At 59.1% G+C, this 25,880-nt stretch carries 26 protein-coding genes; 10 read left to right on the forward strand and 16 right to left on the reverse strand.

The window, feature by feature from the left end:
* Positions 1–48: 48 nt before the first annotated feature.
* The 12 genes from C4S63_RS07160 to C4S63_RS07210 form a co-directional block, all read right to left on the reverse strand.
* Entirely contained in the window at positions 49–795 is a 747-nt protein-coding gene (locus C4S63_RS07160) for a DUF4397 domain-containing protein (RefSeq protein WP_062815291.1), read from the reverse strand.
* Positions 792–1,916, reverse strand: a complete 1,125-nt coding sequence (locus C4S63_RS07165; protein WP_062815290.1) for an AI-2E family transporter — start codon at positions 1,914–1,916, stop codon at positions 792–794. Before C4S63_RS07165 ends, C4S63_RS07160 begins: the two co-directional genes overlap by 4 nt.
* A gap of 24 nt (positions 1,917–1,940) precedes the next feature.
* A complete protein-coding gene (locus C4S63_RS07170) occupies positions 1,941–2,921 on the reverse strand; it encodes a calcium/sodium antiporter (RefSeq protein ID WP_103917153.1) in 981 nt (326 codons plus the stop codon).
* Between the two features lie 140 nt (positions 2,922–3,061).
* Positions 3,062–3,694: a tetratricopeptide repeat protein gene (locus C4S63_RS07175; protein WP_103917154.1), complete on the reverse strand. Its 633-nt coding sequence runs from the start codon at positions 3,692–3,694 to the stop codon at positions 3,062–3,064.
* Positions 3,691–4,530, reverse strand: coding sequence for an SDR family oxidoreductase (locus C4S63_RS07180; protein ID WP_103917155.1), 840 nt, complete (start codon positions 4,528–4,530; stop codon positions 3,691–3,693). Before C4S63_RS07180 ends, C4S63_RS07175 begins: the two co-directional genes overlap by 4 nt.
* The gene (locus tag C4S63_RS17435) at positions 4,514–5,191 is read right to left on the reverse strand and encodes a TenA family transcriptional regulator (protein ID WP_200819515.1); all 678 of its coding nucleotides are present in this window, start codon (positions 5,189–5,191) and stop codon (positions 4,514–4,516) included. Before C4S63_RS17435 ends, C4S63_RS07180 begins: the two co-directional genes overlap by 17 nt.
* A gap of 7 nt (positions 5,192–5,198) precedes the next feature.
* The gene (locus C4S63_RS07185; RefSeq protein ID WP_200819516.1) at positions 5,199–6,635 is read right to left on the reverse strand and encodes an AMP-binding protein; all 1,437 of its coding nucleotides are present in this window, start codon (positions 6,633–6,635) and stop codon (positions 5,199–5,201) included.
* Positions 6,619–7,293, reverse strand: coding sequence for a thermostable hemolysin (locus C4S63_RS07190; RefSeq protein ID WP_103917156.1), 675 nt, complete (start codon positions 7,291–7,293; stop codon positions 6,619–6,621). Before C4S63_RS07190 ends, C4S63_RS07185 begins: the two co-directional genes overlap by 17 nt.
* A gap of 257 nt (positions 7,294–7,550) precedes the next feature.
* Positions 7,551–10,619: an efflux RND transporter permease subunit gene (locus C4S63_RS07195; RefSeq protein ID WP_103917157.1), complete on the reverse strand. Its 3,069-nt coding sequence runs from the start codon at positions 10,617–10,619 to the stop codon at positions 7,551–7,553.
* Positions 10,620–11,693, reverse strand: a complete 1,074-nt coding sequence (locus C4S63_RS07200; RefSeq protein ID WP_103917158.1) for an efflux RND transporter periplasmic adaptor subunit — start codon at positions 11,691–11,693, stop codon at positions 10,620–10,622.
* A 378-nt stretch (positions 11,694–12,071) separates the two neighbouring features.
* The gene (locus tag C4S63_RS07205) at positions 12,072–12,806 is read right to left on the reverse strand and encodes a glutathione peroxidase (RefSeq protein WP_103917159.1); all 735 of its coding nucleotides are present in this window, start codon (positions 12,804–12,806) and stop codon (positions 12,072–12,074) included.
* Between the two features lie 115 nt (positions 12,807–12,921).
* Positions 12,922–13,368: a Dps family protein gene (locus C4S63_RS07210; RefSeq protein ID WP_103917160.1), complete on the reverse strand. Its 447-nt coding sequence runs from the start codon at positions 13,366–13,368 to the stop codon at positions 12,922–12,924.
* Between the two features lie 260 nt (positions 13,369–13,628).
* Between C4S63_RS07210 and C4S63_RS07215 the strand changes: the two genes are divergently transcribed.
* The 4 genes from C4S63_RS07215 (at position 13,629) to C4S63_RS07230 (ending at position 15,549) form a co-directional block, all read left to right on the forward strand.
* Positions 13,629–14,288, forward strand: a complete 660-nt coding sequence (locus tag C4S63_RS07215) for a hemolysin III family protein (protein WP_103917161.1) — start codon at positions 13,629–13,631, stop codon at positions 14,286–14,288.
* 90 nt (positions 14,289–14,378) lie between these two features.
* Positions 14,379–14,690: a helix-turn-helix transcriptional regulator gene (locus tag C4S63_RS07220; RefSeq protein ID WP_103917162.1), complete on the forward strand. Its 312-nt coding sequence runs from the start codon at positions 14,379–14,381 to the stop codon at positions 14,688–14,690.
* Positions 14,687–15,127: a YeeE/YedE family protein gene (locus C4S63_RS07225; RefSeq protein ID WP_103917163.1), complete on the forward strand. Its 441-nt coding sequence runs from the start codon at positions 14,687–14,689 to the stop codon at positions 15,125–15,127. The genes C4S63_RS07220 and C4S63_RS07225 overlap by 4 nt, the downstream gene beginning before the upstream one ends.
* Positions 15,124–15,549, forward strand: coding sequence for a DUF6691 family protein (locus tag C4S63_RS07230; protein WP_103917164.1), 426 nt, complete (start codon positions 15,124–15,126; stop codon positions 15,547–15,549). Before C4S63_RS07225 ends, C4S63_RS07230 begins: the two co-directional genes overlap by 4 nt.
* 166 nt (positions 15,550–15,715) lie before the next feature.
* Here C4S63_RS07230 and C4S63_RS07235 read toward each other — a convergent pair whose 3' ends face one another.
* Complete coding sequence (locus tag C4S63_RS07235) at positions 15,716–16,192, reverse strand: glutathione peroxidase (RefSeq protein WP_103917165.1); 477 nt, start codon at positions 16,190–16,192, stop codon at positions 15,716–15,718.
* A gap of 61 nt (positions 16,193–16,253) precedes the next feature.
* Complete coding sequence (locus C4S63_RS07240; RefSeq protein WP_103917166.1) at positions 16,254–16,928, reverse strand: type 1 glutamine amidotransferase domain-containing protein; 675 nt, start codon at positions 16,926–16,928, stop codon at positions 16,254–16,256.
* A gap of 136 nt (positions 16,929–17,064) precedes the next feature.
* Between C4S63_RS07240 and C4S63_RS07245 the strand changes: the two genes are divergently transcribed.
* Complete coding sequence (locus C4S63_RS07245; RefSeq protein WP_103917167.1) at positions 17,065–18,426, forward strand: deoxyguanosinetriphosphate triphosphohydrolase; 1,362 nt, start codon at positions 17,065–17,067, stop codon at positions 18,424–18,426.
* Positions 18,427–18,468: 42 nt separating this feature from the next.
* Here C4S63_RS07245 and C4S63_RS07250 read toward each other — a convergent pair whose 3' ends face one another.
* The gene (locus tag C4S63_RS07250) at positions 18,469–19,113 is read right to left on the reverse strand and encodes a hypothetical protein (protein WP_103917168.1); all 645 of its coding nucleotides are present in this window, start codon (positions 19,111–19,113) and stop codon (positions 18,469–18,471) included.
* A 41-nt stretch (positions 19,114–19,154) separates the two neighbouring features.
* Positions 19,155–21,140 carry a thrombospondin type 3 repeat-containing protein gene (locus C4S63_RS07255; RefSeq protein ID WP_103917169.1) on the reverse strand — a complete coding sequence of 662 codons (1,986 nt, stop codon included), beginning with the start codon at positions 21,138–21,140 and terminating at the stop codon, positions 19,155–19,157.
* A gap of 279 nt (positions 21,141–21,419) precedes the next feature.
* On the opposite strand from C4S63_RS07255, the gene C4S63_RS07260 reads away from it, so the two are divergent.
* The 5 genes from C4S63_RS07260 (at position 21,420) to C4S63_RS07280 (ending at position 25,873) form a co-directional block, all read left to right on the forward strand.
* Entirely contained in the window at positions 21,420–22,673 is a 1,254-nt protein-coding gene (locus tag C4S63_RS07260; protein WP_200819517.1) for a hypothetical protein, read from the forward strand.
* Positions 22,674–22,693: 20 nt separating this feature from the next.
* Positions 22,694–23,140 carry a hypothetical protein gene (locus C4S63_RS07265; protein ID WP_103917170.1) on the forward strand — a complete coding sequence of 149 codons (447 nt, stop codon included), beginning with the start codon at positions 22,694–22,696 and terminating at the stop codon, positions 23,138–23,140.
* On the forward strand, positions 23,137–23,970 hold the full coding sequence (locus C4S63_RS07270; RefSeq protein ID WP_103917171.1) for a hypothetical protein: 834 nt from the start codon (positions 23,137–23,139) through the stop codon (positions 23,968–23,970). Before C4S63_RS07265 ends, C4S63_RS07270 begins: the two co-directional genes overlap by 4 nt.
* Before the next feature lie 38 nt (positions 23,971–24,008).
* Complete coding sequence (locus C4S63_RS07275; protein ID WP_103917172.1) at positions 24,009–24,641, forward strand: CsgG/HfaB family protein; 633 nt, start codon at positions 24,009–24,011, stop codon at positions 24,639–24,641.
* A gap of 71 nt (positions 24,642–24,712) precedes the next feature.
* Positions 24,713–25,873 carry a PDZ domain-containing protein gene (locus C4S63_RS07280; RefSeq protein ID WP_103917173.1) on the forward strand — a complete coding sequence of 387 codons (1,161 nt, stop codon included), beginning with the start codon at positions 24,713–24,715 and terminating at the stop codon, positions 25,871–25,873.
* Positions 25,874–25,880 lie beyond the last annotated feature (7 nt).

Consider the following 25,880-nt stretch of genomic DNA (forward strand, 5'->3'; position numbering starts at 1 on the left):
AATAGTTGGCAGTTTGGAGGGGGTCGAAAGGCGGGTACTGCCAGCCGTTCAGTTGAACGGCTGGCAGTACAGGGCGATCTGGTCATCGTCACTGTCGAAACGGCGATAGGCAATGATGGCATCGTAGCTGCGGCCGCTGCTGACGCTGCAGCTTACCTGGTCGATTTCCAGGCCCTGGGTTTCGTTGTTCACCGTCACGTCCAGGCTGCCACTGGCATTCACCGAAACATAGCTGCTGCCCTCCGCATATTCCAGACCGGACACCAGCGACTGGCCGGCTGCGCCCGGCGTGACAACGCTGAGTTCATCGCCGGAGAGGCGCGACAGGGTATTGATGAAACGCACCCGGATCTGACCGCTGGTTACGTCCATATCCTGGTGGCGATAGGTGCGCAGCTGACGGTTGTCCAGCGTCGTGTCCCCCATCAGCACCACGGTATAACGATCACCGGCTGTCAGAGTGCGATTCAGTGGGCCGTTGACCAGGGTGCTGCCGGAACTGCTGCCACGGGCATCGAAAGACAAGGACTCACTGTCGTCATCCAGCTCGATGGATTCGGCGCTGACATTGCCCGTAATGGTGTAGCCCACATCGTCCTGCAGCGGACTGTTCTGGTTGTCCACAAACAGGTCCACGGTGACATCATCTTCGCTGCCGCCACCCACCTGGGTGAGCTGGTTATGGAAGTAGATTCTGGCATTGTCAGAAAACAGACCGTTGTCATCATCCTCGTCGCAACCGAAAGTCGACAGCCCTGCCACAGACGCGGCCAATACCAGACGCAGAAAAATCATGATGCCTCACTCCCGGGCGCTTCCTCACTACTGCCCTGCTGCTCCAGCAGAACGGCGGGACTTTCACCCTCATTGAACTCACGTATGAAAATGCCCCAGAAGGCAACAAACAGGGCTGCCAGCAGCGGCCCCAGCGCAAAACCGGTAATGCCGAACATGGCCAGGCCGCCAAGGGTGGAAAACAGCACCACATAATCCGGCAACTTGGTGTCCCGGCCCACCAGGATCGGCCGCAGGATATTGTCCACCAGCCCGATCACAAAAATACCAAACAGGGCCAGTATGGTGGCATTCACTATATCACCAACCGCATAGAGGTAGAGTGAAACCGGCACCCAGATGAGGCCTGCCCCCACCGCCGGAATCAGCGACAGCACGGCCATCACCACCCCCCACAACAAGGCACCGGGGATACCCAGCCACCAGAAGATCAATCCGCCCAGCGCCCCCTGGGTCGCTGCCACCAGCAGATTGCCCTTGATGGTAGCCCGGGTCACTTCAGCAAACTTGGCAAACAGCAGTTTTTCTCGTTCGTCACCCAGCGGCAGCGCGCGAATCAGCATGCTGACCATGGCATCGCCGTCGCGGATCAGGAAGAACGCCAGGTACAGCATCAGGCCCAGATTGAGGAAAAACTGGAAGGTGTTCTGGCCCACGGCCAGGGCCCGCTTGGCCAGAAACTGGCCGGCGCCGGTGAAGGCTTCCACGGTCTGCGACTTGATGCGATCCAGGTCAATATCGAAACGTTCGGCCAGGGTCTGCAACCAGGGGAAAGCCTGCTTGATGCGGTCCACGTAGTCAGCCAGGTTGAGCTCGCCACTCTGCACTTTCTGGAACAGGGACACCCCTTCGGTGACAAAGGAGGAGGCCACCACCAGAACCGGAATCACCACCAGCACCACACAGAGGATGAGGGTGCACAGGGAGACCAGGTTACGGCGATGGGGCCATTTGCCCAGCAGCCGTTTCTGGAACGGATAGAAAATCACGCCGATGGCGCAGGCCCAGAATATCGGGGCGAAGAAGGGTTTCAACAACAGCGCAAAAGCCACGCTGACCGCCACCAGCGTGAGCAAAAACGTGCCACGCTCCAGCTTTACCGATATATCCGTACCCTGCATCGCCACTCCGTCCCTTTTGACACGTTAGCGGGCCGCCATGATCACGCTGCCGCCCAGGAAACTCATATAGGACACGAACACCAACAGCAATACGACACCATTGCCCCGGGTGATCTGGCCCTTGCGGCCCCATAAACCAAAGCCCATGACGAACAGGGCCAGGGTCAGCACCATCATCAGGCTCCAGTCGCGCTGCAATACCAGCGTTTCCACGCTCATGGGCTGGATGGCACCAGCAATACCCACCACCGCCAGGGTATTGAACAGGTTCGAGCCTAGCACGTTACCAAAGGCAATATCGTGCTCCCCCTTGCGGACCGCAGCGATACTGGAGGCCAGCTCCGGCAGGGAGGTGCCAATCGCCACGATGGTCAGGCCGATGATCAGATCGCTGACCCCCAGTGACTGGGCGATATCCACCGCCCCCCACACCAGCAGCCGGGAGCTGCTCACCAGCAGGGCCAGGCCCACCACCAGCCAGAACAACGACGTCTTCAGGGGCAGCGGGTGTTCCGCCAGATCGGTTTCCACTTCCCCGGCCAGCACATCCCCTTTACCGGTCATGGCGGCATAGATGGACCAGCCCATCAGTAGCGCCAGCACAGCGATCAAGACCCAAGCATCCAGACGGGAAATATTGCCATCCAGCAGCTGATAGCCGGCCAGCAAGGTCACCAGCGTCAGCACCGGCAGCTCTTTCTTGAGAACCGCCGAATTCAGTGCAATGGGGCTGATCACCGCCACCACCCCGAGAATCAGGGCAATATTGGAAATATTGGAGCCATAGGCATTGCCCAGGGCCAGCGAGGGATTGCCATCGAGCGCCGCCATGGCAGACACCACCATCTCCGGTGCGGAGGTGCCGAAGCCGACGATCAGCATGCCGATCAACAACGGCGGCATGCCGGCATGGGAGGCGGTTCCCGCTGCCCCTTCCACGAATTTATCGGCACTCCATACCAGCACAATCAAACCACCGATCACAGCGGCAATAGCCAGCAACATGGGGACTCCTTGCGGTCTCAATCAGGAATAACAGGCGGACACATTGTGGCGTAAAAGCGCAAGCGGGGTAACCAGCGGCCATAAAAAAGACCGGCAATGCCGGCCTGTGAAGATACGTAACGCCTGACTTGTCAGAAGGGTTACGACAGAGTTGCCAGTTTTTTGCGGATATCCTCATGGCGCCCCGCATCAGCCACCGGCCGCGACGGGCGAGGAGCCGCCTTCAATGCTTTTTCAAAGTACAGGCGCGCCTTGGCGTCATCTCCCTGATCCAGCAGGAAATCGGCATAGAAGTAGTTACTGTCGATGCCCTCCGGGTTGATCTTCAAGGCCTGGCCAAGCAACTCCCGAGCCTTGTCATCATCCCCAAAGCCGATCGGCCACCCGGGAACCTGATAATAGAGGCTGCCCAACGAGGTCAGCGCCGACCCATCCAGGCTGACCGGATCGATCTCTATGGCACTCTCGAATTGCTGACGAGCCCGCTTCACCAGCGACAGGGCGCCAAGACCGCCTTTGGCGCCGGCCCAGGTGCTGAGCACAATGCCATCCCATATTTTCGGTTCTGCCCGCTGGGGATGCTGCTTCACCAGTGTTGCGGCAACGCCTTCCAGCGCTTCAAAGGCATCCTCACGCTGCGCTTCAGGCAGCTGATACTGGATATGCGCCCACTGATGCTGAATATCCAGCACCGTATCGTCCACCGCATCGGCATTGCCCAGCAGCGGCATCCATAAGACACAAACCAACAGGGACACAGAGAATGTTTTCATGGTGAGGCTCCTTCTTGCAGGTGACTTCTTGCCTGGTGACGATGTTGTGGGTGTTTTTTTTGAAGATAGCGATGGATCACCGGAAGCTGTTTGCGCAGCGCCTTGTCCACCAGCCACGGCAACATCGCATTGAGGCTAACAAACAACCGCTCCGGCCAACCCAGGTAGACGCTGGCGCGTCTCCCTTCAAGGCTGCAAAGAATCGCCGCGGCTACGGTTTGCGGGCTGTCCATGGCATTACCCAGATCGTCATTCATGGCATTGACCTGGGCATCATTCATGGCGGTGCGGGTCGCCCGGGGGGCCACGTAACGAATTATCAGCGGGCTGTCTGCCAGCTCCCGGCGCAGCGCTTCCACAAAACCTCGCAGGCCAAACTTGCTGGCACAGTAGGCGCTATAGCCCGGGAATCCGATGCTGCCAAACGTGGAGCCCACAAACAGCAAGCTTCCGCGACCACGCTGGCGCATCCTGGGTGCCAGTTCGCGGGCCAGCACTACGGCACTGCGCAAGTTCACGTTCAGCATGGCATCCAGGCTGGCGTCATCGTTCTCCGCCAGCCCCTGGAAATGATTCACCCCGGCGCAGTGGATTACCCCATCGGGCAGGCCACTGTCATGGATCAGGGCGCGCAGCTGCGTACCCAGCTGGCCATCACTCAAATCCAGCGTTACCGGCACCACTGCGTCATCCTGATACTGGCTGGTTAGCGTCTGCGGATGACGACCTGCCACCAACACTCTGGCTCCGTCTTCCAGCAACCCATCAAGCACTGCACGGCCAATGCCGCCACTGGCTCCCAGCAATAGCCACGTCTGATTATGCAACCTGCTCATGGCAGCCCTCCTCATTCAACAGCGGAATGCTGTGCAACATGTCGCCATACAGTCGGTAAACTACTTGGCTGGCATGGATCACCGCATGCTGATCGGCAACGCTTTCGATACGATTCATCAGGGACTGAAAGAATTGATAGTGATCCTGATCCAGCGCTCCATGGGAGAAAAGGTAGCTGAACGCGCTTTTGGGCAACTGCAATTGCGACTGAACCTGCTCCGCAAGCGGAGTCGCCAGTGCAATGCTGGTGCCCTCAAGCACATTGACCATGCCGAAAAAGGCCATGGGGTTACCCCGTTCAATGGCGTTATAAAGCCAGGACACCATCAGCTCGATAGGCAAATCCGGGCGTCCATAGCGAACTGCTGCGGTATCCGCCCCCAGTGCCTGCAGATCATTGAGAATCCATTCCTGGTGGCCGTACTCTTCCTCGATATATTCCACCAGCGCCTCACGAACCCATTCCAGGCGATTGGGCAGGCGGGCGCCACAGGCCATCATCAAGGGCACCGTGTGTTTCACATGATGGTAGGCCTGGGTGAGAAAATACCGGTAGCTGTCCAAGTTGAAGCGCCCTTCAGGCACCGCTTTCATCACCGGGGAGCCGAGCACATGGTTACGCGCCTCGGCGGTTTCATTTTGCAGGGTTTCAAAAAACATACGCACCTCAGAAATACGCTAATTGATTGTGGCCTGTGCGAGACAGGGCCGCTTGATAGGTTTGAAAAATCGCCTCACGGCGAGGACGGCCATTGGCTGTTGCCAAACCGTTATCAGCAGAAAAGGGCTGCCCGGCGAGTACCCAATTGGCAATGCGGGCATAATCCGGCAACCCCTCATTGAGGGTTGCCACCGCCGCCGCGACCTGGCTGCGACACGCCCCGGGCATGGCCACCAGCACAGCCGACAAAGCCGGCTCGCCGTCTCCAAAAACCACTACCGATCGCAGTACATCACTGGTCTGGAACACGCTTTCCAGCCATTCCGGATTCACATTTCGTCCATAGGCAGTAATCAACAGGTTCTTGGCCCGACCACTGACGCGAAGAAAACCCTCCCGATCGAGCACACCCAGATCCCCGGTCGCCCAGGCGCCATTCACCGGCGCCTCGCCCAGATAGCCGGCCATCACCCCACCGTTAATCATGATCTCCCCGTGGCCACCGACGCTCAGCTGCACATGGGAAAGCGGTCGGCCGGCACACCCGGGGCGGTTATCGCCGGGCACATTCAGCGCCACCACCGAGCCACACTCGGACAGCCCGTAGCCTTCGTAAACCGGCAAGCCAAACCGATGGGCACGGCCCAACAACAGCGGATCCACTTTGCCGCCGCCCACCGCGATATAGCGCAAGCTATCCGGCACCGGCAGCCCCTTGTCGGCCATCAGCACCAGCAACCGCAGCAGTTCCGGCACCAGGATCATGCTCTCTGGCTGCACCGTATTCAGCGTCTGAAACAGCAGGAAAGGATTGACGCTGGAACTGCCGGAAAAGCCCAATTCCGCGAGGGGACGCACCACCACCGCGGCACCGAGCCACAGAGGCAAATAGATCCCGGCCAGGTTTTCCAGCAGCGTGGCAAAGGGCAACACACAGAGGTGGCGTTTACCGGCATGGGGGGCCAATCGTTCTGCCAGCGCCATGACAGTTCTTCGCTGGTGATCCAGGGTCAGGCAGACGCCTTTTGGCTGACCGGTACTGCCGGAAGTGAATGTCACCTTGCTGGTAGCTGGCGGCATCACAGCACCGCCCCCGTCCACCGTTTGCACGCACGGCAACAAGACATCGCGGTCGGCATCGTAGACCGTATCCACCGCAGCCTGACGATAAAGGTGGCCCACCTGCCCGGTACTGAAAAATCCCGGCACGGGTACCACCACGCAGCCAGCCCGCTGGGCGGCCAGATCGGCGACCACCCAGGCATGACTGTTATCGCCCTGCAATGCCAGACAGGTGACGTGCTGACGGACAAAGCGCGCTGCCAGCGCCTCCACCGCCTCCACTAATCCGGCATAACTCAGGGATTGGTCTGCACCGTCCAGAGCGATACGATCAGGATGACAAGCAGCATGCTGCTGCAGGCGTTCAAGCAACCACGCCATAGCCCAGCCCTCCTGTGCCCAACCAACCATTGCGGGTCAAGGTTGCATAGCCGGGCGGCACATGGCCGACCATCACCTGGGGACGAAACTGGTAATACCGTCCCCAGCGGCTGGCATCGTCACCCAGGCGAGCCGGATCGGCCTCGGCGATGGCATGCGGCCTCAGCCCCAGGCGGGAAAACATGGTGCGCACCTGGGCAGTGGCAGTGAAGGCGATCCAGTCGCGACCCAGGTGATACAGCCCTTCCGTCAGCGCCACGAACAGCAGGCGACCGGCGCCGCTGCCATCCGCCGCCAGGCTGGCCACCTCGACAATGTCATCCCGACCGACTGGAACACCATAGTGGTCCGCCATATGCGCTTCCAGGGGAGCATCCAGGTATTGTTCAAGAAACAAGGAGCGACCCGCCGCAGGATTCAAACCGACGACTGCCCGCAACCGATGCTCGCTATCCTCTAGGGACACCAAAAAAGTGGCATTGATGTGCGGCCGGGCGGCAAAGGCCATACGGTAATAGCGGCGAATAAAATGCGCGGCCCTCTGATACCCGTCATCTGTCGAAGTCAATACTCGACAGGTCATGGACTGGCCATGCAATGACAAAGGGGAGGCCATGGCATTGTGTAAAGATTGTGGCGAGAGAGTTTTCAGTTTCATCGTTTGTGCTCCTTTCTCAGGAACACAATACGGCGGGAAAACTTAACGATTACTTAACAGGCAGGAAGTATATTTTTTAATCAAAATGGAACTTTTAGAGAAATAGACAAACCCCTGTTATTTCCTTGTTTAACGAACCGTTATATTCCCGGAACCCCACCACAATAAAAAATATTATTCTAACTATGTATAAAAAGCCCCGGCAGAAAATGCCGGGGCCAGATCGATTGGAGGGCTCTGAATGCATCTAAGACGCATCAGGCACGCTCCCCCCTCCCCGGCTTGATGCCATAGGCCAGGGTATAAAGCACCGGCACCACAATCAGGGTCAGAATCGTGGCAAAGCCCAGACCGAACATGATCACCACTGCCATGGACTCGAAGAAGGCATCGAACAACAGCGGGATCATGCCGAGGATGGTGGTCACCGCTGCCATGCACACCGGTCGCACCCGGGAAATGGACGCTGTCACCACCGCCTCAAACGGCGGCAGGGATTCCATCTCCAGCTTGATCTGCTCCACCAGCACGATGCCGTTCTTCACCAGCATGCCGGACAAGCTGAGAAAGCCCAGCAAGGCCATGAAGCCGAAGGGGGCATTAAGCAGCAACAGGCCCAGGGTGACGCCGATAATGGCCAGCGGCACCGTGGCCCAGATCACCAGCGGCTGGCGCAGGGAATCAAACAGCAGCATGGTAATGATGAACATGAACAGGTAGCCCATGGGCAGGCTGCCGAATACGGCTGCCTGGGCATCTTTCGAGGCTTCATATTCCCCACCCCAGGCCAGGGAATACCCCGGTGGCAATTCCAGCTCGGCAATGGCCGGGCGGATCCGGCGCAGCACCTGGTCGGCGGTTTCATCACCGAGCACATCCGGCTCCGCCTGCACGGTGAGAGTCCGCTTGCGGTCACGACGCAGAATCAGCGCGTTCTCCCACTCCGTGCGGAAATCGGACACCACCTGGGTAATGGGTATATAGGTGGCATAGACCGGCGACCACACCTGCACATCGTTCAGGTTATCGGCACTGAGCCGCTCCTCTTCCGGGGGCCGCGCCACAATGGGCAACAACTGACTGCCGTCCCGGTACAGGCCGACAGTACGGCCGCTGAAATTCAGGGCCAGGGTATTGTCCAGGTCTTCCCGGCTGATGCCGGCACGGCGGGCCTGGGCCTCCTGAAACTGGGGACGAATCACTTTTTCCTGCTGACGCCAGTCATGTCGAATGCTCTCCAGACCACCGTCGGCGCGCATGATCGCCTGGGCCTTCAGCCCCAATTCGCGCAACGTCTGAGGGTCCGGGCCGCTGAAACGGGCCTCGATAGATGCCGGCGGGCTGGGACCGATCATCAGGCGTTTCACCTTGGCAAAGGCCTGCAGGTGCTCTTCGCCGATCAGTTTCCGGGTGGCAGACAGGGCCGCATCAATCTGCTCCCGTTCGCCCACCTGAACAATCAACTGGGCATAGCTGGGGTAACTCTTTTCCGGGTTATAGGGCAGCATGAATCGCTCGGCGCCGCGACCGATGGTACTGGTCACCCCGGTGACTTCGTCCATATCCAGTAGCGATGACTCCAGACGCTCCACCGCCTCGCGGGTGGCACGAATATCACTGCCCTGGGGCAGCCAGTAGTCCACCAGAAACATGGGGGTATTGGAGGGCGGGAAGAAGGCCTGTTTGACTGCGCCGAAGCCCACCACCGCTGCGACCAGCAGGATGCCCATGCCGCTCAGGGTGAGCACCCGGTGGTGAATGGCCCGGTCCAGCAAACGCCGATAGATGACAAAGATTTTCCCTTTGTAGGGGTCTTCGGCCTCCCCCTCGGCACCGCCCACATCCTTGTCGGAGAAGAACAGGTCGGCAAAGAACGGCACCAGGGTCACCGCTGTGATCCAGCTGAGCAGCAACGAAATCAGCAACACCCAGAACAGGGTATTGGTGTATTCCCCCGTGGCATCCTCGGAAAGACCAATGGGCGCGAACGCCATGATGGCAATCACCGTGGCCCCCAGCAGTGGCCAGATAGTCTGGCGGACAATATCCACCGCCGCTTCCAGTTTCGACATGCCCCGCTTCATGCCCACCAGGATGCCTTCGGTGACCACGATGGCGTTATCCACCAGCATCCCCAGGGCAATAATCAGTGCGCCCAGGGAAATCCGCTGCAGATCAATGGCCAGCATTTTCATGACGATAAAGGTGCCAAGGATGGTGAGCAGCAAGACTCCCCCCATCAACAGACCGGAGCGCACCCCCATGAACACCAGCAGCACCACGATAACGATGGCAATGGCCTCGCCCAGGTTGAGCAGGAAGGCCCCCACTGAACTGTCGACCTCTTCGGGCTGGTTGTAGACCGTGGCCAGCTCCATACCCGCCGGTCGCTGGTACTCCAGCTCAGCCAGACGCTGTTCTACCCGCGCGCCCACTTCCACCACATTGACGCCCTTGGAGAACGAAATCCCCAGGGTCAGGGCCGCCTCACCATTAAAGCGGTAAAGATGATCCGGCACCTCCGCGTAGCCCCGTTCAATGGTGGCCACATCGCGCAGGTAAACCAGCTCATCCGCGCCCGGTTCGGAAATCAGCAGATCCCCCATATCCTGGACGGTGGGAAATTCCCCGGTGGGGTAGATGCGGATGTACTCGTCACCGACTCTGACCTTGCCCGCCGGGTTGACCGTATTCTGGGTCTGCAACAGGGAAAAGATCCGTTCCGGGCTGATGCCCAGTGACGCCAGCCGGGTGCGGGAGATTTCCACCAGCACCTGCTCCTGGCGCTGGCCCCCTACCACCACCTTGCCCACGCCTTTCACCAGCACCAGCTCCCGGGTCAGGTAGTCGGCGTAATCCTGCATGTCCTGATAGCGGTAACCGTCCCCGGTAATGGCCAGCAAAATACCGTACACATCACCAAAGTCATCCATGACCTGAATGGTGCCGGCTCCCGGCGGTAACTCAGGTTGCAGGTCCGTGAGCTTGTGTCGTAACTCGTCCCAGATCTGTTTGAGCTGGCTGGACCGGTAGGTGGGCTTCATCTCCACCTGCACCTGGGACAAGCCATTGCTGGAGATGGAAGTGACGTAATCCACATAGGGAAGATTCTGGATGGCCATCTCCACCGGCAGGGTCACTTCCTCTTCCACCTGACGGGGCGACGCCCCCGGGTAGCTGGTAATCACCATGGCCGTCTTGATGGTGAACTCCGGATCTTCCAACTGACCCAGCCGGGTAAAACTGACGATCCCGCCCACCAGCAGCACCAGAGTGAACAGCCAGCTAACGACGCGATGACGGATGCTGTAGGCGGCGATATTCATTTACAGTCCCCGCTCTTTCACCAGCTCACGGACCGTCTGACCCTCTTCAAGATGGTGAACGCCGGCACTGACCACCCGATCCCCGGCCTGCAGGCCGTCCAGGATTTCCACCCCGTCACCGACAACCTGACCAAGCATCACCGGTACCGCGGTCACGGTTCCCTCCTGGTCCTGCGCCTGATAGCGCCAGACGAAGGCGCCTTCCTTGCCGTCCTGTTTGAACACCGCTTCCACCGGCACCTGCAAGTGATCCGCGGAGGCCTTGCGGATCTGGCTCAGGTCGATGGCCACATCCACGCTCATGCCCGGCAGCACCAGCAAGCCTTCCGGGTTAGCCATGGTCAGGGTGATGTTGTAGGTCTGGGTACGCGCATCCGCGCTGGCTTCATGCTCTTTATAGCTGGCCTTGAAGGTACGGTTGGGCGCCCCTTCAAAACGCACCGTCGGCTGATAGTCTTCGCCGCCTTCCCTCAGGTTGGTGAAAAAGCGTTCGGACACGGCGAACTCAATATCGATGTTATCGTCACCCTGCAGATAGAGGATCGGTTCCTTGGCCTGCACAAACTGGAAGTTCTCCACCTCGGTGCGCGCCACGGTACCCTCATAGGGTGCCTTGAGACGGGTATAGTCCACATTGTCACGGGCCTGACTCAGGGCAGCCCGGGCCTGGCGGCGTTTGGCCTGCAACTCGTCAAACTGGGCTTCGGAAATCACCCCGCGCTCGCGCAGGCTGATGGCTCGCTGATACTGACTTTCGGCCAGATCATACTGTGCCTGGCGGTCCGCCAGCTGATTGTTGAAATCCGCCGGATCCAGGGCCGCCAGCAGCTGCCCCTTCTTCACCTGTTCACCGGCACGCACCGGCAGCTTCACCAGTTGCCCGGACACCCGGAACGCCAGCTGCGAGCCTTCCGTGGCCACCACCCGCCCCGGGTAATGACGCAATTGCCCGGCACCATCGCCATTCACCGTATACAACTTCACCGGCTGCGGCAGCGGCGCCTGCGATGGCGGTTCATCGCCGCACCCCACCATCGCCAGAGACAGGCCAACCAGTGCCCAGAAACGTGCCATGCGTGCTCTCCCAGTATTATGGTACTTATCAGTACCAATTATCACATACCTTGCTACAGTGTCGTGAAGCCTATTCAAAACCCTACTGGATTCTGACCTGAAATGACTATGGTGTCTTTGTACAGGAACGCCGCCGCCATCCTGCCGCGACATCTTCTTGCCAATGCCGGGATCTTAACCCTGACCGCCCACACCGATTGCGTAGGCTCAGAGGCACCCTACGGCTCGCAAAGCCGCTGCGGGTTACCGTAAAAAAAAGGGCCGACAGGCGTCGACCCAAGGGGGGAAGAAGGTGCACGGCTGGAGGGTCCACCCGACCTGCCATGCGGTGACGGTGAGCGCGTCACGGGGTTGCTCGTTACGGTGCCTGCAGCCTGATCAGGCCTTGAGCCAGGCCTCCAGCTCGTCGGCGCCGCCAATGCGTTCGCCTTCGATATATACCTGCGGCGTGGTGCCGGCACCGGTTACCGCGGCCAGGGAGCTGTAGCTTAGGCCACGGCTACCCAGTTCGATTTCTTCAAACGCGTAGCCGTTGTCGGCCAGCGCCTTCTTGGCTCGGGTGCAGTGCGGACAACCTGGTTTGGTGAAAACGGTAACCCGCTTGGGCAGGGCCGCTTCGCCATTGATGTAATTGAGCATGGTATCCGCATCAGAGACCTCGAACGGGTCGCCGGGCTTTTCCGGCTCAATGAACATGCGGTCGATCACCCCGTCTTTCACCAGCATGGAATAACGCCAGCTACGCGGCCCAAACCCGAGATCCTGCTTGTCCACCAGCATGCCCATTTTATCAGTGAACTCACCGTTACCATCCGGAATGAAATGGATGTTGCCGGCAGACTGGTCACCAGCCCAGGCGTTCATTACAAAGCCGTCGTTAACGGACAGGCAGACGATGTCATCCACGCCGTTGGCTTTCAGCACCGGAGCCAGCTCGTTATAGCGGGGAAGGTGAGTGGAAGAACAAGTCGGAGTGAACGCACCCGGCAGGGCGAATACCACCACTGTCTTTCCCTTGAACAGGTCATCGGTGGTCACATCCCGCCATTCATTCCCCTCACGGGTCCGGAAGGTGACCTGGGGGACGGGCTGCCCTTCGCGATTTTCCAGCATACTTGCACTCCTTGTGCCAATTAGAGGGTGACTCGTTTGATATGCATTCAATAATAGCCACCCTCTATTTATCTGAAAAACGAATTACTTCTATCTGAGCAATTGCCCCTACCTATCAATCAAGATGAGCGGACAGCATCCAGGCTGCCTTTTCGTGGATCTCGATACGGTCGCTGGCTACCGTGGAGGAACCTTCATCCTCGTGCTCGCCGGCCAGCTTCAACACCCGATTGGCCTGCTCGGCCACAGTGCGGTGATCTTCGGCAAGTTCACGGATCATGTCACTGGCAGAGGGGTCGCCCACCGCATCCTTCACCGTGGATAACTTGGCAAACTCTGCGTAGCTGCCCGGCGCCTTCCAGCCCAGCGCCCGAATACGTTCGGCGATGGTGTCCACCGCCAGGGCCAGCTCGGTGTACTGTTGCTCGAACAACAGGTGCAGGCTGTGAAACATGGGACCGGTCACGTTCCAGTGATACTTGTGAGTTTTCAGGTAGAGGGTGTAGCTCTCGGCCAGCAACTTGCTCAATTGCTCGGCAACCTGCTTATTGTGTTCAATCATTGCGTGGCTCCTTGCTGTGCAAATGTGACGAAGAATGTTTTCCACTCTTCTCAACATGGCTTTCTGAACAGGAACTTCAACCCTGCTCTGCCACGAGTCAGAATTACCGTAACGCCACACCCACGTTACCAACAGAAAATTGCTTTCATCACATCGATAGAAAACACTGATATGCGGCACTGTCCGAATTGGCGCTTTACAGGCGCCTTTGGCGCTCGGCATGATGCAGACTCCCCTCTAGCTGCAAGAAGACCTCGTCAATGACCGCAACCCCGCAACCGGAAACGGATTACTCTATTCTGGAAGAATGGTTGAACGGCTTGACGCACGGCATCGGCGCCGCCCTGAGCGTCGCCGGCACGGTGATATTGATCGTTGCCGCCAGCCTGCAGGGCGATCCCTGGAAAATTGTCGGCTTCAGCATTTTCGGTGCCAGCCTGATTCTGCTCTACAGCGCCAGCGCCCTGTATCACAGCCTGCGTAACCCGAAGTGGCGGGCGGTGTTCAAGATGCTGGACCATTGCGCCATCTATGGGCTGATTGCCGGCACCTATACCCCCTTCCTGCTGGTGAATCTGCGCGGCCAGACCGGCTGGATCCTGTTTGCGGTGATCTGGACACTGGCGCTCATCGGCATCGGCCTGAAGGCCATGTACGGCCACCGTTTCAAGCTGATGCGGGTGGGCATTTACCTGGCCATGGGCTGGCTGATCCTGTTCGCCTCCGGGGAACTGACAACCAAATTGAACGAGGTGGGCTTCTGGTTGATCCTGGCCGGCGGTATTACCTACACCGCTGGAGTGATTTTCTACCTGGCCGACCGCTTTATTCCCTTCAACCACGCTATCTGGCACCTGTTCGTTATGGGCGGCAGTGTCTGCCACTTCTTCGCCGTCTACTACGGCGTGCTGCCGGTCTAGGGCCACGCCTTTGTGAAAAAGCCCCGGATCACTTGCATGACTCCAGGCATTCATTATATATTTTATTTAAATATATTATATGGAAGTATCATGCAAACTCTGGATATGGATGCCCTGCGCGATAACGCCACCGACGCCAGCCAGCTTCTCAAAGCGTTATCACACCCGGATCGACTGCTGCTGCTCTGCCAGCTCACCGAGGGCGAGCGCAGCGTCAGCGAGCTGGAAGAGTTGGTTGGCGTTTACCAACCCTCCCTGTCCCAGCAGCTCGGCGTCCTGCGCCGGGAGGGGCTGGTGGCCAGTCGTCGGGATGGCAAGCAGATGCACTATTCCATTGCCGACCCCAAGGCCCTGGCCGTGCTGGAAACCCTGTACGCCCTTTTTTGTGGAGAGACTTCATGACCATCGACTGGACCGCCTTTACACCCTGGTCGGCCCTGGCCGGTGGCGCCCTGATCGGGCTGGCCGCCGCCCTCTTTATTCATGCCAACGGCCGCATTGCCGGCATCAGTGGCATTGTCGGCGGCCTGCTGCGCCCTTCCCCCGGTGACCGGGCCTGGCGACTGGCCTTTGTGCTGGGCATGATCGCCGCCCCGCTGCTGTGGAGCCTGGCGACCACCCTGCCGCCACTGATTATCGCCGCAGACTGGCCCCTGCTGATTGTGGCCGGGCTGATCGTCGGCATCAGCACCCGCTATGGCGCCGGTTGCACCAGTGGTCATGGGGTCTGCGGCATATCGCGGCTGTCTCCGCGCTCCCTGGTAGCCACCCTGGCATTCATGGGCAGCGGCTTTGTCACCGTCTTTGTGGTTCGTCATTTGCTTGGAGGTGCGGCATGAACCGTTCGCAACTGAGTGCCTTCATCGTCGGCCTGATTTTCGGCATCGGTTTGTTGCTGGCCGGCATGGCCAACCCCGCCAAGGTGCTGGCCTTTCTGGATCTGGCCGGCGACTGGGACCCGTCCCTGGCGCTGGTAATGGTGGGAGCCATCGCGGTGGCGTCGGTGGGCTTTGCCCTGACCAAGGGTCGTCACCTGGCCTGGAGTGGCGACCCCATCCAGATACCCGGCAACCGCAAACTGGACCGGCGCCTGGTACTCGGCTCACTGGGTTTCGGGGTGGGCTGGGGGCTGGCGGGCTTTTGTCCGGGCCCGGCGCTGGTGGCACTGGGCACCGGCAGCCTCAAGGCCGTGGTCTTCGTTGCTGCCATGGTGGCGGGGATGGCGGCCTTTGAATGGCTGGAACGGCGTAAGAGCGCGTAAAGGCAGCGACAAGCTACAAGCCTCAAGCTACAAGGCGCGCCAATGGCCGTCAGGTTCTTAAAGGCCATGCCCGCGCCCGATCCTAAAATCGCGGGCTGCGAACTTGCCGCATATCCCGACCTGGATCGCGTTGCAGCTTGAAGCTTGTAGCTTGCAGCTCGGCTTTCTACAGCAGCTTTTCAATATCCTTGCGGATGGCTTCCGGCTTGTCAGTGGGCGCATAGCGCTTGATGACCTTGCCATCCCGGTTGATCAGGAACTTGGTGAAGTTCCATTTGATCGCCTTGCTACCCAGCACACCGGTGGCTTCGTTTTTCAGGTAGGCGTACAGCGGGTGGGTGTTGTCACCGTTCACGTCGATCTTGTCGAACATGGTGAAGCTGACCCCGTAGTTCTTCTCGCAGAAGGCACCGATCTCGTCTGCGGCACCGGGCTCCTGCTTGCCGAACTGGTTGCAGGGAAAGCCAAGAATCTCCAGGCCCTTTTCCTGCAGGTCGTCATACAGCGCTTCCAGGCCCTTGTACTGCGGCGTAAAACCGCACTTGCTGGCGGTATTCACAACCAGCAGCACCTTGCCTTTGAAGTCGGCCAGCGCCTTGTCTTCGCCACTCAGGGTAGTGGCGGTGTAATCGTAAATCCCCATTGTGTCTCCCATAACAAAACAAACGCCCAGCGGCGCGATGTCGTAACCTTACCTGTCTCGGCTATTCCCGGTACAGCGCCTCGACCATGGCGTCGGCCACGGCCTGGCTGGATTGCGGGTTCTGCCCGGTGATCAGTCGCCCGTCCGCGACCACGTGACTGACAAACTTGTCGCCCAGATCCAGCGTCGCCCCCAGTTCTGCCAGGCGAGTCGCCAGCAGGAACGGCATCACCTCATCGAGGCCCACTTCCTGCTCTTCTTCATTGGTGAAGCAGGTCAGGGTGCGGTTCTGCACCAGCGGCGCGCCATTTTCATCGCGCAGCCCCACCAGGGCCGCCGGGCCATGACAGACCGCACCAAGCAGGCCACCCTGGATCCAGGTACGCTCCATCACTGCCGCCACCAGCGGATGATCGGGCATATCGAACATGGCGCCATGGCCGCCAGGGACAAAGACACCGGCGAAACCGTCTTCCCAGATCTCTTCCAGGGGACGGGTATCCTGCAGGGCAGAGATGGCTTCCGACCACTGGGCTTTCTGTTCGTCATCCGGCACCGAGTTGGGGTCCACCGGAATCTTGCCACCACGGGGGCTGGCCACCACCATCGGGATATTTTTCTCCCGGAACAACAACCAGGGTACCGCGAATTCTTCCAGCCACAGGCCGGTCTGCTGACCCTGGCCCATTTGCGATGCACTGGTGACCAGCATCAGCAGGGGTTTATCCAGATTCATTACGCCTCCCGTTCGTGTTTCACTGCGTTCCTGTTCTGTTCATCCCAGCACGGCCCATGGCAACATGCTGTGATTGGTTCTTCTCACGTTGGGTGCGACGGCGTTTTTCATCAAGCCCGCAGGCGGATTTTTTTGTATGGACTGGCACCAGTTACTCAACAAGGCCCGGCTGGGCGGACGCAGCGCCAAGGATGAAAGCGGCCGCACCGCCTTCCTGCGCGACCACGACAAGATCATCTTCTCTGGCGCCTTCCGGCGGCTGGCACGCAAGACCCAGGTGCACCCGCTGGCCACCAACGACCATGTTCACAACCGCCTGACCCATTCCCTGGAAGTGTCCTGCGTGGGACGCACCCTGGGTATTCGCGTGGGCGAAAGGCTGCAGCAACGCCAGCTGCTGCCGGATACGGTCAGCGCCACCGACTTTGGCGACATCGTTCAGTCCGCCTGTCTGGCCCACGATATCGGCAACCCGCCGTTCGGGCACACCGGTGAGCGTGCCATCCGCGCCTGGTTCCAGGAACGGGGGCAACGCTTCCTTGCCATGCTGGCGCCGGAGCAACAAAGCGATCTGACCTTTTTCGAAGGCAATGCCCAGGGCTTTCGCATCATTACCAAGAGTGAATACCACCAGTACGACGGCGGCATGCGCCTGACCTACGCCACCCTGGCCACCTTCCTGAAATATCCCTGGCTGTCCGTCGATGCCACCGACAGCAGCGGAGCCAACAGCAAGCCCGGCAAGTACAGCGCCTTTGTGTCGGAAGCCGATGCCTTTCGGGAAGTGGCCGTTGCCACCGGCCTGAGGGAAATTTCTCCGGGTCGCTTCTGCCGCCACCCGCTGGCCTATCTGATGGAGGCCGCCGACGACTTCTGCTACGCCATTATCGATCTGGAAGATGGCCTGGAGATGGACCTGCTGCACTGGGACGAAGTCTATGCCCTGCTGCAACCCGCTTTGCCGGATACCCCCGAGGTGCGTGACCTGATCCATTCCGACCTGCGCGACGGCCGCAAGGCTGCCTTGTTACGAGGCAAGATCATCGAGCGCTTTATCGAAGCCGGCGTGGAAGCTTTTGTCGCCAATCATGACAACCTGCTGGGCGGCAGAATGGAAGGAGATCTGATCAGCCATTGCGAACCGGCGGTGCGCGATGTGGTGGAAAATGCCAAACAGCTGGCCCGCTCGAAAGTTTTCGAGCATCCACGGAAAATCGAGCTGGAAATTGGTGCCTTCGAAGTGATGGGTGCGCTACTGGACGGCCTGATTGAAGCCGCGGTATCCCATGCCTGCGATAGCGCCAGGAACTATCGCCATGAACGTATCATCGACCTGATTGGCCGACACAGTTTCCCGGAAAACCTGGAACAGATGCCTGAACAGGAAAGAATTTATCAGTGCATCATGCGGGCACTGGATTTTCTTGCCGGCATGACAGACAACTACGCGACCTATCTGGCCAAGCAGTTTTCAGGAATGGCGGAAACGCGGTATTAAGAAAAGCTGGGGCCGCGTCATGCGGCCCCAGTGTTTCATCTATTACTGCTTTACCAGCATCACAATATTAGTGAAATCAAAAATTGGCTGGGAACCAGTCTCAATCTCTTTTCCAGAATAAACCAGCAAATTCGGCCCGGCCTTATGGAAGACAATGCCATCCCCGCCAAATGACAAGGTGACCGTAGAACCATTATCTGTCCAGGTTCCCCCCAACGATTCTGAACCGGGATTATTGAAGTCTGGATCAAATACGTCCCGACAGCCTTCTACCTCACAATTGCCATTCTGGGTATCAAACAGCGTAGAACGGTTATCGTTGATAGTGCCCGAAAAGTCACCTTGCGCATCCAGCGTAAAGCTACCAGAAGAGTTGTACGTTGAAATTTCTGAGTACCCTTGAGTCAACTCTGTTCCACTGTCAGCAGCCAACTCTACAGCCATCTCAATAAAGGTGTATGAGCCGGCAACACTACCATCGCCAACAATGTCTTCCAAAGCATCAAGTCGCTGGGAGTTGTCATTGATTGCGGCGATCAGAGCAGCGAAATTACCATTCACTTCGCTGGCAACCGCCGGTGAATCAGCAGTAAAAACCGTTGTATCCGTACCCTCAACCACTTCCGATGCCATTACATTCGCGCTCATCAGTGCAGCGGTGAGGCCAGTCAGAATAAATTTTTTCATCTCTATTACCCTCTATAGATTTCGTGCTTTAACCAACGGCCTCACTGCCAGTTGGCTTGATCCCAGTTGAATTGATCCCACACAGCGGCTGGTGAACCACCGTTACAGGCAGCGGCATTGGTATCCGGAACACAGGGGTCTGCATCGTCCGGATCTGCCACGTTGGCACCAAAGCCATCACTATCCGCATCCACGCTTTCGGTAGAGTCTTCCGGAAAAGCATCGGCGTTATCGCCCACACCATCACCGTCCGAATCAGTGGTTTCGGTGGAGTCATTGGGAAAGTCATCCGCGTTGTCCCCTACACCATCGGAATCGCTGTCCTGGGTTTCGTTGGGGTCATCGGGGAAGGCATCCGCAATGTCACCCACACCGTCGTTATCAGTGTCTGTGGTTTCATTCGGATCATTGGGGAAAGCATCTGCGTTGTCCCCCACACCATCGTTATCTGTGTCAGTGGTTTCACCAGCATCATTGGGGAAGGCGTCGCCATTATCCCCGACACCGTCACTGTCAGAGTCCGTGGTTTCTGCCGGGTCTTCAGGGAAATCATCTGCATTGTCCCCGACGCCATCTTCATCCGTATCTGTGGTCTCAGAAGGATCGTTCGGGAAGGCATCAGCATTATCCCCTACGCCATCCTCATCCGTGTCCACGGTTTCGGTGGGATCTTCGGGGAAGGCATCCGCGTTATCACCCACGCCATCTTCATCAGTATCGACAGTCTCGGCGGGATCTTGCGGGAAGGCGTCACCGTTGTCCCCCACACCATCACCATCAGTATCGACAGTCTCGGTGGGGTCTTCAGGGAACACATCGGCATTATCACCGACGCCGTCTTCATCGGTATCAGCGGTTTCCGCAGGATCATCCGGGAAAGCATCTTCACCATCGACTACGCCATCTTCGTCGCGGTCCGGATCAAAGGGCGCAGCATCCTGCTCGTTGATCAAGCCGTCGCCATCAATATCCGCATCGCTGCTGTCCGGCGTACCGTCCTGGTCAATATCACTTTCCACTTCCGCCGGCTCCACCACTGTGGTGGTGTTTTGTGCCGTGGTGGTATCCGTGTCCACACCGGTATCTTCGGTCTCATTGGCAACCACCGTTGCAACCTGCGAGACGGTTGTAGTGGAACCCGGAATGGTCAGCGAGGAAGGATCCTGGGTGACTTCGGCAGCCACATCGGCGATGTTGGAGAAGGTCGAGATGGCTTCACCACCACTCTGTCCATCTACCTGGCCGTCGTTGAGATCCTCCGACAGGGCCGCAAACATGGAGTCTGCGGTTTCGGTGCTGTTGGGATCCGCAGTCTTGGCGGTTTCTGCCATATCTGCCATCAGTGCCGCCACCGCTTCCACCGCAGTCCGTAACTTGACCACCTGTTCCTGATCATCCTGATCGCTGGTGATCAGAGGCGGGGAAGACAACAGATCCACGCTGTCATCCAGCAGGCCAAAGCCGAACTGGCTGCGTACCTTGCTTTTGGCCAGCTTCAATGCTGCCGCCCATTCATCTGCGGTCACCGTGCCATCATCGTCACCGGCAAAACCATTAGCAGAGCTGTCTGCGTTGGCCAGCGCCATGTTCACCACCAGGGTGCTCAACGGCGTCGGGTAGTTGGTTTCCCCGGCGGCTACCGCCTCGACAGAGGTCACTGACAACAAACGGGTAATCACCGGTGCCTGGTCAGTGGTCAGGTCAACGGTGTCGCCGTCGGCCCGCACCTCAACCAGAACCTCGCCGGTGGCTCCCTCAGGAATACTGACACCGGTAAAGGCTGCTCTGGCATCGGTAGCACCGGTATCAAGTTGAGGCCCCGCCCCGTCCTGTGCATTGACGTCCAGCTGGTACAACGTGACAGCGGCATTGGCCAGCGGCCCTTTGACAGCGCTGCCCTTCATGGCAGTACCGCCACCAGGCGGCCCCGATGAGCCTCCTCCCCCACCACTGCTGCTATCGCTACCGCCACACCCGGTAATAGCAACCGCTACCGCCAGGCTGGCGCCCCGTAATAATGCCCTCATAGCCTTTTCTCCCTTATTCCCCGAGAACGGAAATATCAGGCTAGCGACCGACCGGAATCCCCGCATCCCCCAAATTGGGTATCAAAACAATCAACGGAATCAAGCCGGCAGAACCGAAAACAGAGGCAATATTTATCGGGAAATATGGCTTTATCCCCCATTTGGGGGATGCGCACCGATCTTGGCCTGCTCAATACTTGCAGCTAACAACTTCGCGCGGGTGAGGGTCAGGGGACGCCCCGCACGACACCAAAAAGAATCCATCCAACGGGGAAGTTGATGGCTAACACGTTTACGCCTGCTGTTTCAGGGGAACGCCCCCTTTATGCCTGCAAGAAACTCCTACTACCACTACTCGGAGCCGGCCTGTTGAGCGCCTGCGCCACCGGCCCCAAGCAATACGCCGTAACACCGCTGGATCCTGCCAAACAGGAGTATGTGGCCAGTCAGCCAGCGGCCTTGCAGCCCGCCTGGCGCAAGCTGTTTCAGGAAGGGCGCCGCAATGAAGTGCTGAACCTGATGGAAATCGGTGCCACCGCATTCAAGACCGGGGATCTGGATACCGCCCGCCGTACCCTGGATGAAGCCATCGCCAACATCGAAAGCGTCTATGCGGACAACGATGCCGCGCGCAAAGCGCGAAGCCTCTGGTACGAGGAGGGAGAAAAGGAATTCAAGGGCGAGCCCTATGAACGCTCCATGGTCTATTACTATCGCGGCCTGATCTATCTGATCGATGGCGATTACGGTAACGCCCGCGCCACCTTCCTCAACGGCCTGCTGCAGGACGCGTTCGCCGAGGAAGAACAGCACAGCACCGACTTCGCCTCCCTGGTCTATCTGGCCGGCTGGGCGGCGCGCCTGGATGGCAACGAACGCCTCGCCAGTGAGCATTTCGAGGAATACCGCCAGTTCCGTCCCGACGGCCCGGTCCCGGCTGACAGCGACAATACCCTGATCGTGGCAGAAACCGGCACCTCCCCGCGCAAACTGGCCGACGGCGTCGGTCACTTCGAACTGGTCTACCGTCGCGGCAAGGGCTTTACCGAAAACCGCGCCAGGATTTCCGGTGATGGCCTCAATCAGACCCTCTACCCGGCGGAAGACGTGTTCTTCCAGGCCTCGACGCGAGGCGGGCGGGCGGTGGATCGCATCATCGAAGGCAAGGTGCAGTTCAAGCAGACCACCGGCAACGTGGGCGACACCATGACCAGCCTCAGCGACAACAGCCTGATCACCGGTATCGCGGCCGGGGCCGGGGGAGGCCTTGCCGCCGGCTTCAATACCATCACCGCCATTGGTGTCGCCGCCCAGGGCATGTCCGCCCGTACCAAGACCCGCGCCGATACCCGCTACTGGACCAGCCTGCCCGACACCCTGCACCTGGGCAGCGCCCGGCTTTCCGGGGATACCCAAAACGCCAAAGTCACCTTCACCAACAAGGCCGGTATTACCCAACCACCGGGCAGCAAACCCGCCCGTATTTTCTTCGACAAGAATGGCAACGGCGTGATTTTCGCCAGTGCCCGTTAACCCACGTTAAGGAGAACTCCATGCACGCGAAATTCGCCCTTGTAGCCGGTCTGCTGACCGGCTCCTTGCTTGTCGGCTGCCAGAACAGCAGCAAGCTGGAGCATGAACAGCGCACCGCGCCGACCACCTACAACAGTGTGACGTTTACCGATTACGACCTGAATCGTAACTTCAGTGGCGGCATTCCCGGTCCTCACAAGGTGTTCCGCTTTACCGCCGAAAAGCATGGCATTCGCCGTACCCCGGCCAACACCTCGGAAGTCTTCGTGGTGCTGCGTAACCACACCGACTACAACGGCATCCTGGAAGCCCGCACCCAGTTCTTTGACCAGTCCGAGATTCCCACCGACGTGGAACCGCGCTGGCAACGGGTCGTGGTCCCGGCCAACTCCACCAGTGTCTATCTGGAAAAATCCACCACCACTGCGCAGCTGAAATATCGGGTGGAAGTGAGGCAGGCAAAATGAAAAGTTTCGTCGCTCTCGCCCTGCCCCTTGCCTGGCTCGCCAGCAGCCAGGCTTTTGCCCAGCAGGATCACCCCGCCACCGAAATGATGGCACCCGCCCAGGTCCCCATGAGCGAGGAGGCCTACGCGGAAAGCCTCCGTGATCAGTACCAACGCCCACCTGAGAAGGACGTCATCAGCCGTTTTCGTCAGGCTTTCCCTGAACAGGGGAAACCGCGTATTGCCGTATTCTGGAATCGTGAATTCCCTAGCCGCGTCAGTGACTGGTACAGCCACCACCGCGGCAGTCTCAATGCCAAAGGCGAGCTCAGCGTCACCGGCAAGGATGCCCGCGAAGAAAAAGGGCGCGCCACCCTGACCATGGAACAGGAAAGCCGTGGCGGTCTGCGTAGCTCAGACCGCAACGCCATTGCCCTGGGCCTGCAGGGCGGACTCATCAGCACCTTCAAGCAAGGCGGGGCTACTGTCATTGATCAAGCCATGGCCCAGCGCATTACCGATAACGACCTGGAAGACGGCACGTTCGAACGCGCCTCGCCGGATCAGTTGCGCCTGCAGATGCGCGCTCTTTCCCAGCAAGCGGACTACGTACTGGAATTGGTGGTAGGCAGCGATTTTGACCGCGATGGCCTCTACCAGGTGCGCGTGCTGTCCGTGAAAGATGCGAGCGTGCTCGCGGTTTTCAACACCGATGGCAAACCGCCGGGCAGTGAAGACCAACATGCCTGGGTGGTGGCTGAAAGCGGCTTCGAAAAGCGCGATCGCCCGCAGCCCATGAGCGCCACCGGCAAGGAAATTGCTCTGCATACCATGGCCCAGATGAGCCAGTAAGCACCTTATTTATCCACGAATTCCATGAGGGGAACACAATGAAAGCTTTCAAACCTATCGTCATCCTCGGTGCCGCTGTGCTGGTCAGCGCCTGTGCGCCGTCGCGGGTCGATAACGCCGCCGGGCAGCCTTCCGTATACCAGGACGTAGGCAGTGCCGGACGGGTTCAGGGGGTCGGCATCGAATCCCAGGACGTAGTCGCCATGACCGACAAAATGATGCGCAGCCTGCTGGCCAATCCCATGGTTTCCAACCGCCCCACCCCACCCCGGGTACTGATTGACATGGAAGGCTTCAAGAACGAGAGCACCTCGGTGATCAATCTCAACATGCTCGCCAAGCGGCTGCAGATCGAGCTTACCCGTGCCGCCAACGGGCGCATGGTGTTCGTCAATCGCCAGAACCTGGCAGCGATCCAGAAAGAGCGCGAAATCAAACGCGAAGGGCTGGTGGATGGCGGCACCATCCGCAAGACCCAGGCCACCGCCGGGGTCGACTACCAGATGTTTGCCACCATCACCTCCCAGGACGCCATTGATCGCCAAAGCCAGATGCGTCAGCGCTACCACTACATTTCCTTCGAAATGGTGGATATGGAGCTGGGCACCCTGGTGTGGGGCGACGGCTTTGAAATGAGCAAGGCCACTCAAGACAACATTCTTTACCGCTAACCCTTTTACTGTCCGCGGGCGCCACGGGAACGACCGCCCGCCCGGACAGGCGTTAACAGGAGATCATTATCATGGAACGCATTTCTGCCAGCATCCGCTTGGGGGCGGTCGTGCTCGGTTCTGCACTACTGGGCGCCTGCGCCTCCAGTTATCAACAAGGCAGTACAAGCAGCCCCGCCGTGACCACCGTCAACGGCAGTGTAACCACCTCAACTGACACCAGCGCCTACCAGGCACAGGTACTGCAGGCCAGCCAAACCGGCCAAACCGCCTGCGTACAGGCCGAAGTGGTATCCGGCAAGATGGTCTACCATTCAACCCTTGTTGCGCCGGGCAGCTTCCAGGTGCAAGCGCAGCACTCCGAAGGCGCTTGGCGTTGTGTCGATTACAGCAACAACGCTCAACAGGTTTGGGCTCAACTGGATTCCTCCTCTCTGGCGGCTGGCGGCCAGTCGCCCACCGGAGAACCCCTCGGTAAGGGCTTGCTCGGCGTCCGCATCAATCAGACCGAAGATAAACATTTCCTGCGCATCGATAGTCTGGTTCCGCTGAGCGCGGCTGAAGAAAGCGGCCAGTTGCAGAGCGGCGACCTGATCGTGGCCATCGGTGAAGGCAAGGACGGGGAAATGACCCCGACCAGCGGCCAGACCTTACAACAGCTGGTTGCCCAAATGCGTGGTGAGCCTGGCACCTTTGCCCGCCTGAGCATCATGTCTCCGGGCACTGCCGGAACCCGCGACGTGGTCCTTGAGCGTCGTGAGCAGACTGCCGAGCAACAGGCCGCCATCCAGCAGCAACAGATCGACGCGCTCGCCATCAAGAACAACAGTGGCCAGTTCCTGTCGCCCTACACCAGCGATGGCGTGACAGCCGAGTGGGTCAACAAGACCATCAACGTGTCCATGGGCAAGGCAACCGGCTCAGCCGTAGGTGGCGTTGCGGGTGCCTACGCGGCCAACAAGGTACTGGAAAACGTTCCCTTCGGCGGCATGCTGGGTGGCTTTCTGGGCTCCAAGGCCGGCAAGGCCGTGGGCGGAAACACGGCGCTGGAAGCTTCCGGCGGCTGGGACTTCATTCGCAGCAGTTCTGACCTTTCCTTCAACTCCATGAATGACATGGCCCGCTGGCTTGCCACCACCCACAGCGACAAGAGCAACTTTGTGGATGTGATCAAGGCCGCCGACAAGATCTACCCCGGCCTGCAAACCGCCGTAGCCAATTCGGCACGCTGATTCAGGA

This window comes from Alcanivorax sp. DSM 26293 (assembly GCF_900107995.1).
Taxonomy (GTDB): Bacteria; Pseudomonadota; Gammaproteobacteria; order Pseudomonadales; family Alcanivoracaceae; genus Alcanivorax.

What these genes read in the sequence shown, in the direction of transcription:
- C4S63_RS07160 (WP_062815291.1), bottom strand. Translation starts at nt 795, where the DNA reads ATGATTTTTCTGCGTCTGGTATTGGCCGCGTCTGTGGCAGGGCTGTCG.
- C4S63_RS07165 (WP_062815290.1), bottom strand. Translation starts at nt 1,916, where the DNA reads ATGCAGGGTACGGATATATCGGTAAAGCTGGAGCGTGGCACGTTTTTG.
- C4S63_RS07170 (WP_103917153.1), bottom strand. Translation starts at nt 2,921, where the DNA reads ATGTTGCTGGCTATTGCCGCTGTGATCGGTGGTTTGATTGTGCTGGTA.
- C4S63_RS07175 (WP_103917154.1), bottom strand. Translation starts at nt 3,694, where the DNA reads ATGAAAACATTCTCTGTGTCCCTGTTGGTTTGTGTCTTATGGATGCCG.
- C4S63_RS07180 (WP_103917155.1), bottom strand. Translation starts at nt 4,530, where the DNA reads ATGAGCAGGTTGCATAATCAGACGTGGCTATTGCTGGGAGCCAGTGGC.
- C4S63_RS17435 (WP_200819515.1), bottom strand. Translation starts at nt 5,191, where the DNA reads ATGTTTTTTGAAACCCTGCAAAATGAAACCGCCGAGGCGCGTAACCAT.
- C4S63_RS07185 (WP_200819516.1), bottom strand. Translation starts at nt 6,635, where the DNA reads ATGGCGTGGTTGCTTGAACGCCTGCAGCAGCATGCTGCTTGTCATCCT.
- C4S63_RS07190 (WP_103917156.1), bottom strand. Translation starts at nt 7,293, where the DNA reads ATGAAACTGAAAACTCTCTCGCCACAATCTTTACACAATGCCATGGCC.
- C4S63_RS07195 (WP_103917157.1), bottom strand. Translation starts at nt 10,619, where the DNA reads ATGAATATCGCCGCCTACAGCATCCGTCATCGCGTCGTTAGCTGGCTG.
- C4S63_RS07200 (WP_103917158.1), bottom strand. Translation starts at nt 11,693, where the DNA reads ATGGCACGTTTCTGGGCACTGGTTGGCCTGTCTCTGGCGATGGTGGGG.
- C4S63_RS07205 (WP_103917159.1), bottom strand. Translation starts at nt 12,806, where the DNA reads ATGCTGGAAAATCGCGAAGGGCAGCCCGTCCCCCAGGTCACCTTCCGG.
- C4S63_RS07210 (WP_103917160.1), bottom strand. Translation starts at nt 13,368, where the DNA reads ATGATTGAACACAATAAGCAGGTTGCCGAGCAATTGAGCAAGTTGCTG.
- C4S63_RS07215 (WP_103917161.1), top strand. Translation starts at nt 13,629, where the DNA reads ATGACCGCAACCCCGCAACCGGAAACGGATTACTCTATTCTGGAAGAA.
- C4S63_RS07220 (WP_103917162.1), top strand. Translation starts at nt 14,379, where the DNA reads ATGCAAACTCTGGATATGGATGCCCTGCGCGATAACGCCACCGACGCC.
- C4S63_RS07225 (WP_103917163.1), top strand. Translation starts at nt 14,687, where the DNA reads ATGACCATCGACTGGACCGCCTTTACACCCTGGTCGGCCCTGGCCGGT.
- C4S63_RS07230 (WP_103917164.1), top strand. Translation starts at nt 15,124, where the DNA reads ATGAACCGTTCGCAACTGAGTGCCTTCATCGTCGGCCTGATTTTCGGC.
- C4S63_RS07235 (WP_103917165.1), bottom strand. Translation starts at nt 16,192, where the DNA reads ATGGGGATTTACGATTACACCGCCACTACCCTGAGTGGCGAAGACAAG.
- C4S63_RS07240 (WP_103917166.1), bottom strand. Translation starts at nt 16,928, where the DNA reads ATGAATCTGGATAAACCCCTGCTGATGCTGGTCACCAGTGCATCGCAA.
- C4S63_RS07245 (WP_103917167.1), top strand. Translation starts at nt 17,065, where the DNA reads ATGGACTGGCACCAGTTACTCAACAAGGCCCGGCTGGGCGGACGCAGC.
- C4S63_RS07250 (WP_103917168.1), bottom strand. Translation starts at nt 19,113, where the DNA reads ATGAAAAAATTTATTCTGACTGGCCTCACCGCTGCACTGATGAGCGCG.
- C4S63_RS07255 (WP_103917169.1), bottom strand. Translation starts at nt 21,140, where the DNA reads ATGAGGGCATTATTACGGGGCGCCAGCCTGGCGGTAGCGGTTGCTATT.
- C4S63_RS07260 (WP_200819517.1), top strand. Translation starts at nt 21,420, where the DNA reads ATGGCTAACACGTTTACGCCTGCTGTTTCAGGGGAACGCCCCCTTTAT.
- C4S63_RS07265 (WP_103917170.1), top strand. Translation starts at nt 22,694, where the DNA reads ATGCACGCGAAATTCGCCCTTGTAGCCGGTCTGCTGACCGGCTCCTTG.
- C4S63_RS07270 (WP_103917171.1), top strand. Translation starts at nt 23,137, where the DNA reads ATGAAAAGTTTCGTCGCTCTCGCCCTGCCCCTTGCCTGGCTCGCCAGC.
- C4S63_RS07275 (WP_103917172.1), top strand. Translation starts at nt 24,009, where the DNA reads ATGAAAGCTTTCAAACCTATCGTCATCCTCGGTGCCGCTGTGCTGGTC.
- C4S63_RS07280 (WP_103917173.1), top strand. Translation starts at nt 24,713, where the DNA reads ATGGAACGCATTTCTGCCAGCATCCGCTTGGGGGCGGTCGTGCTCGGT.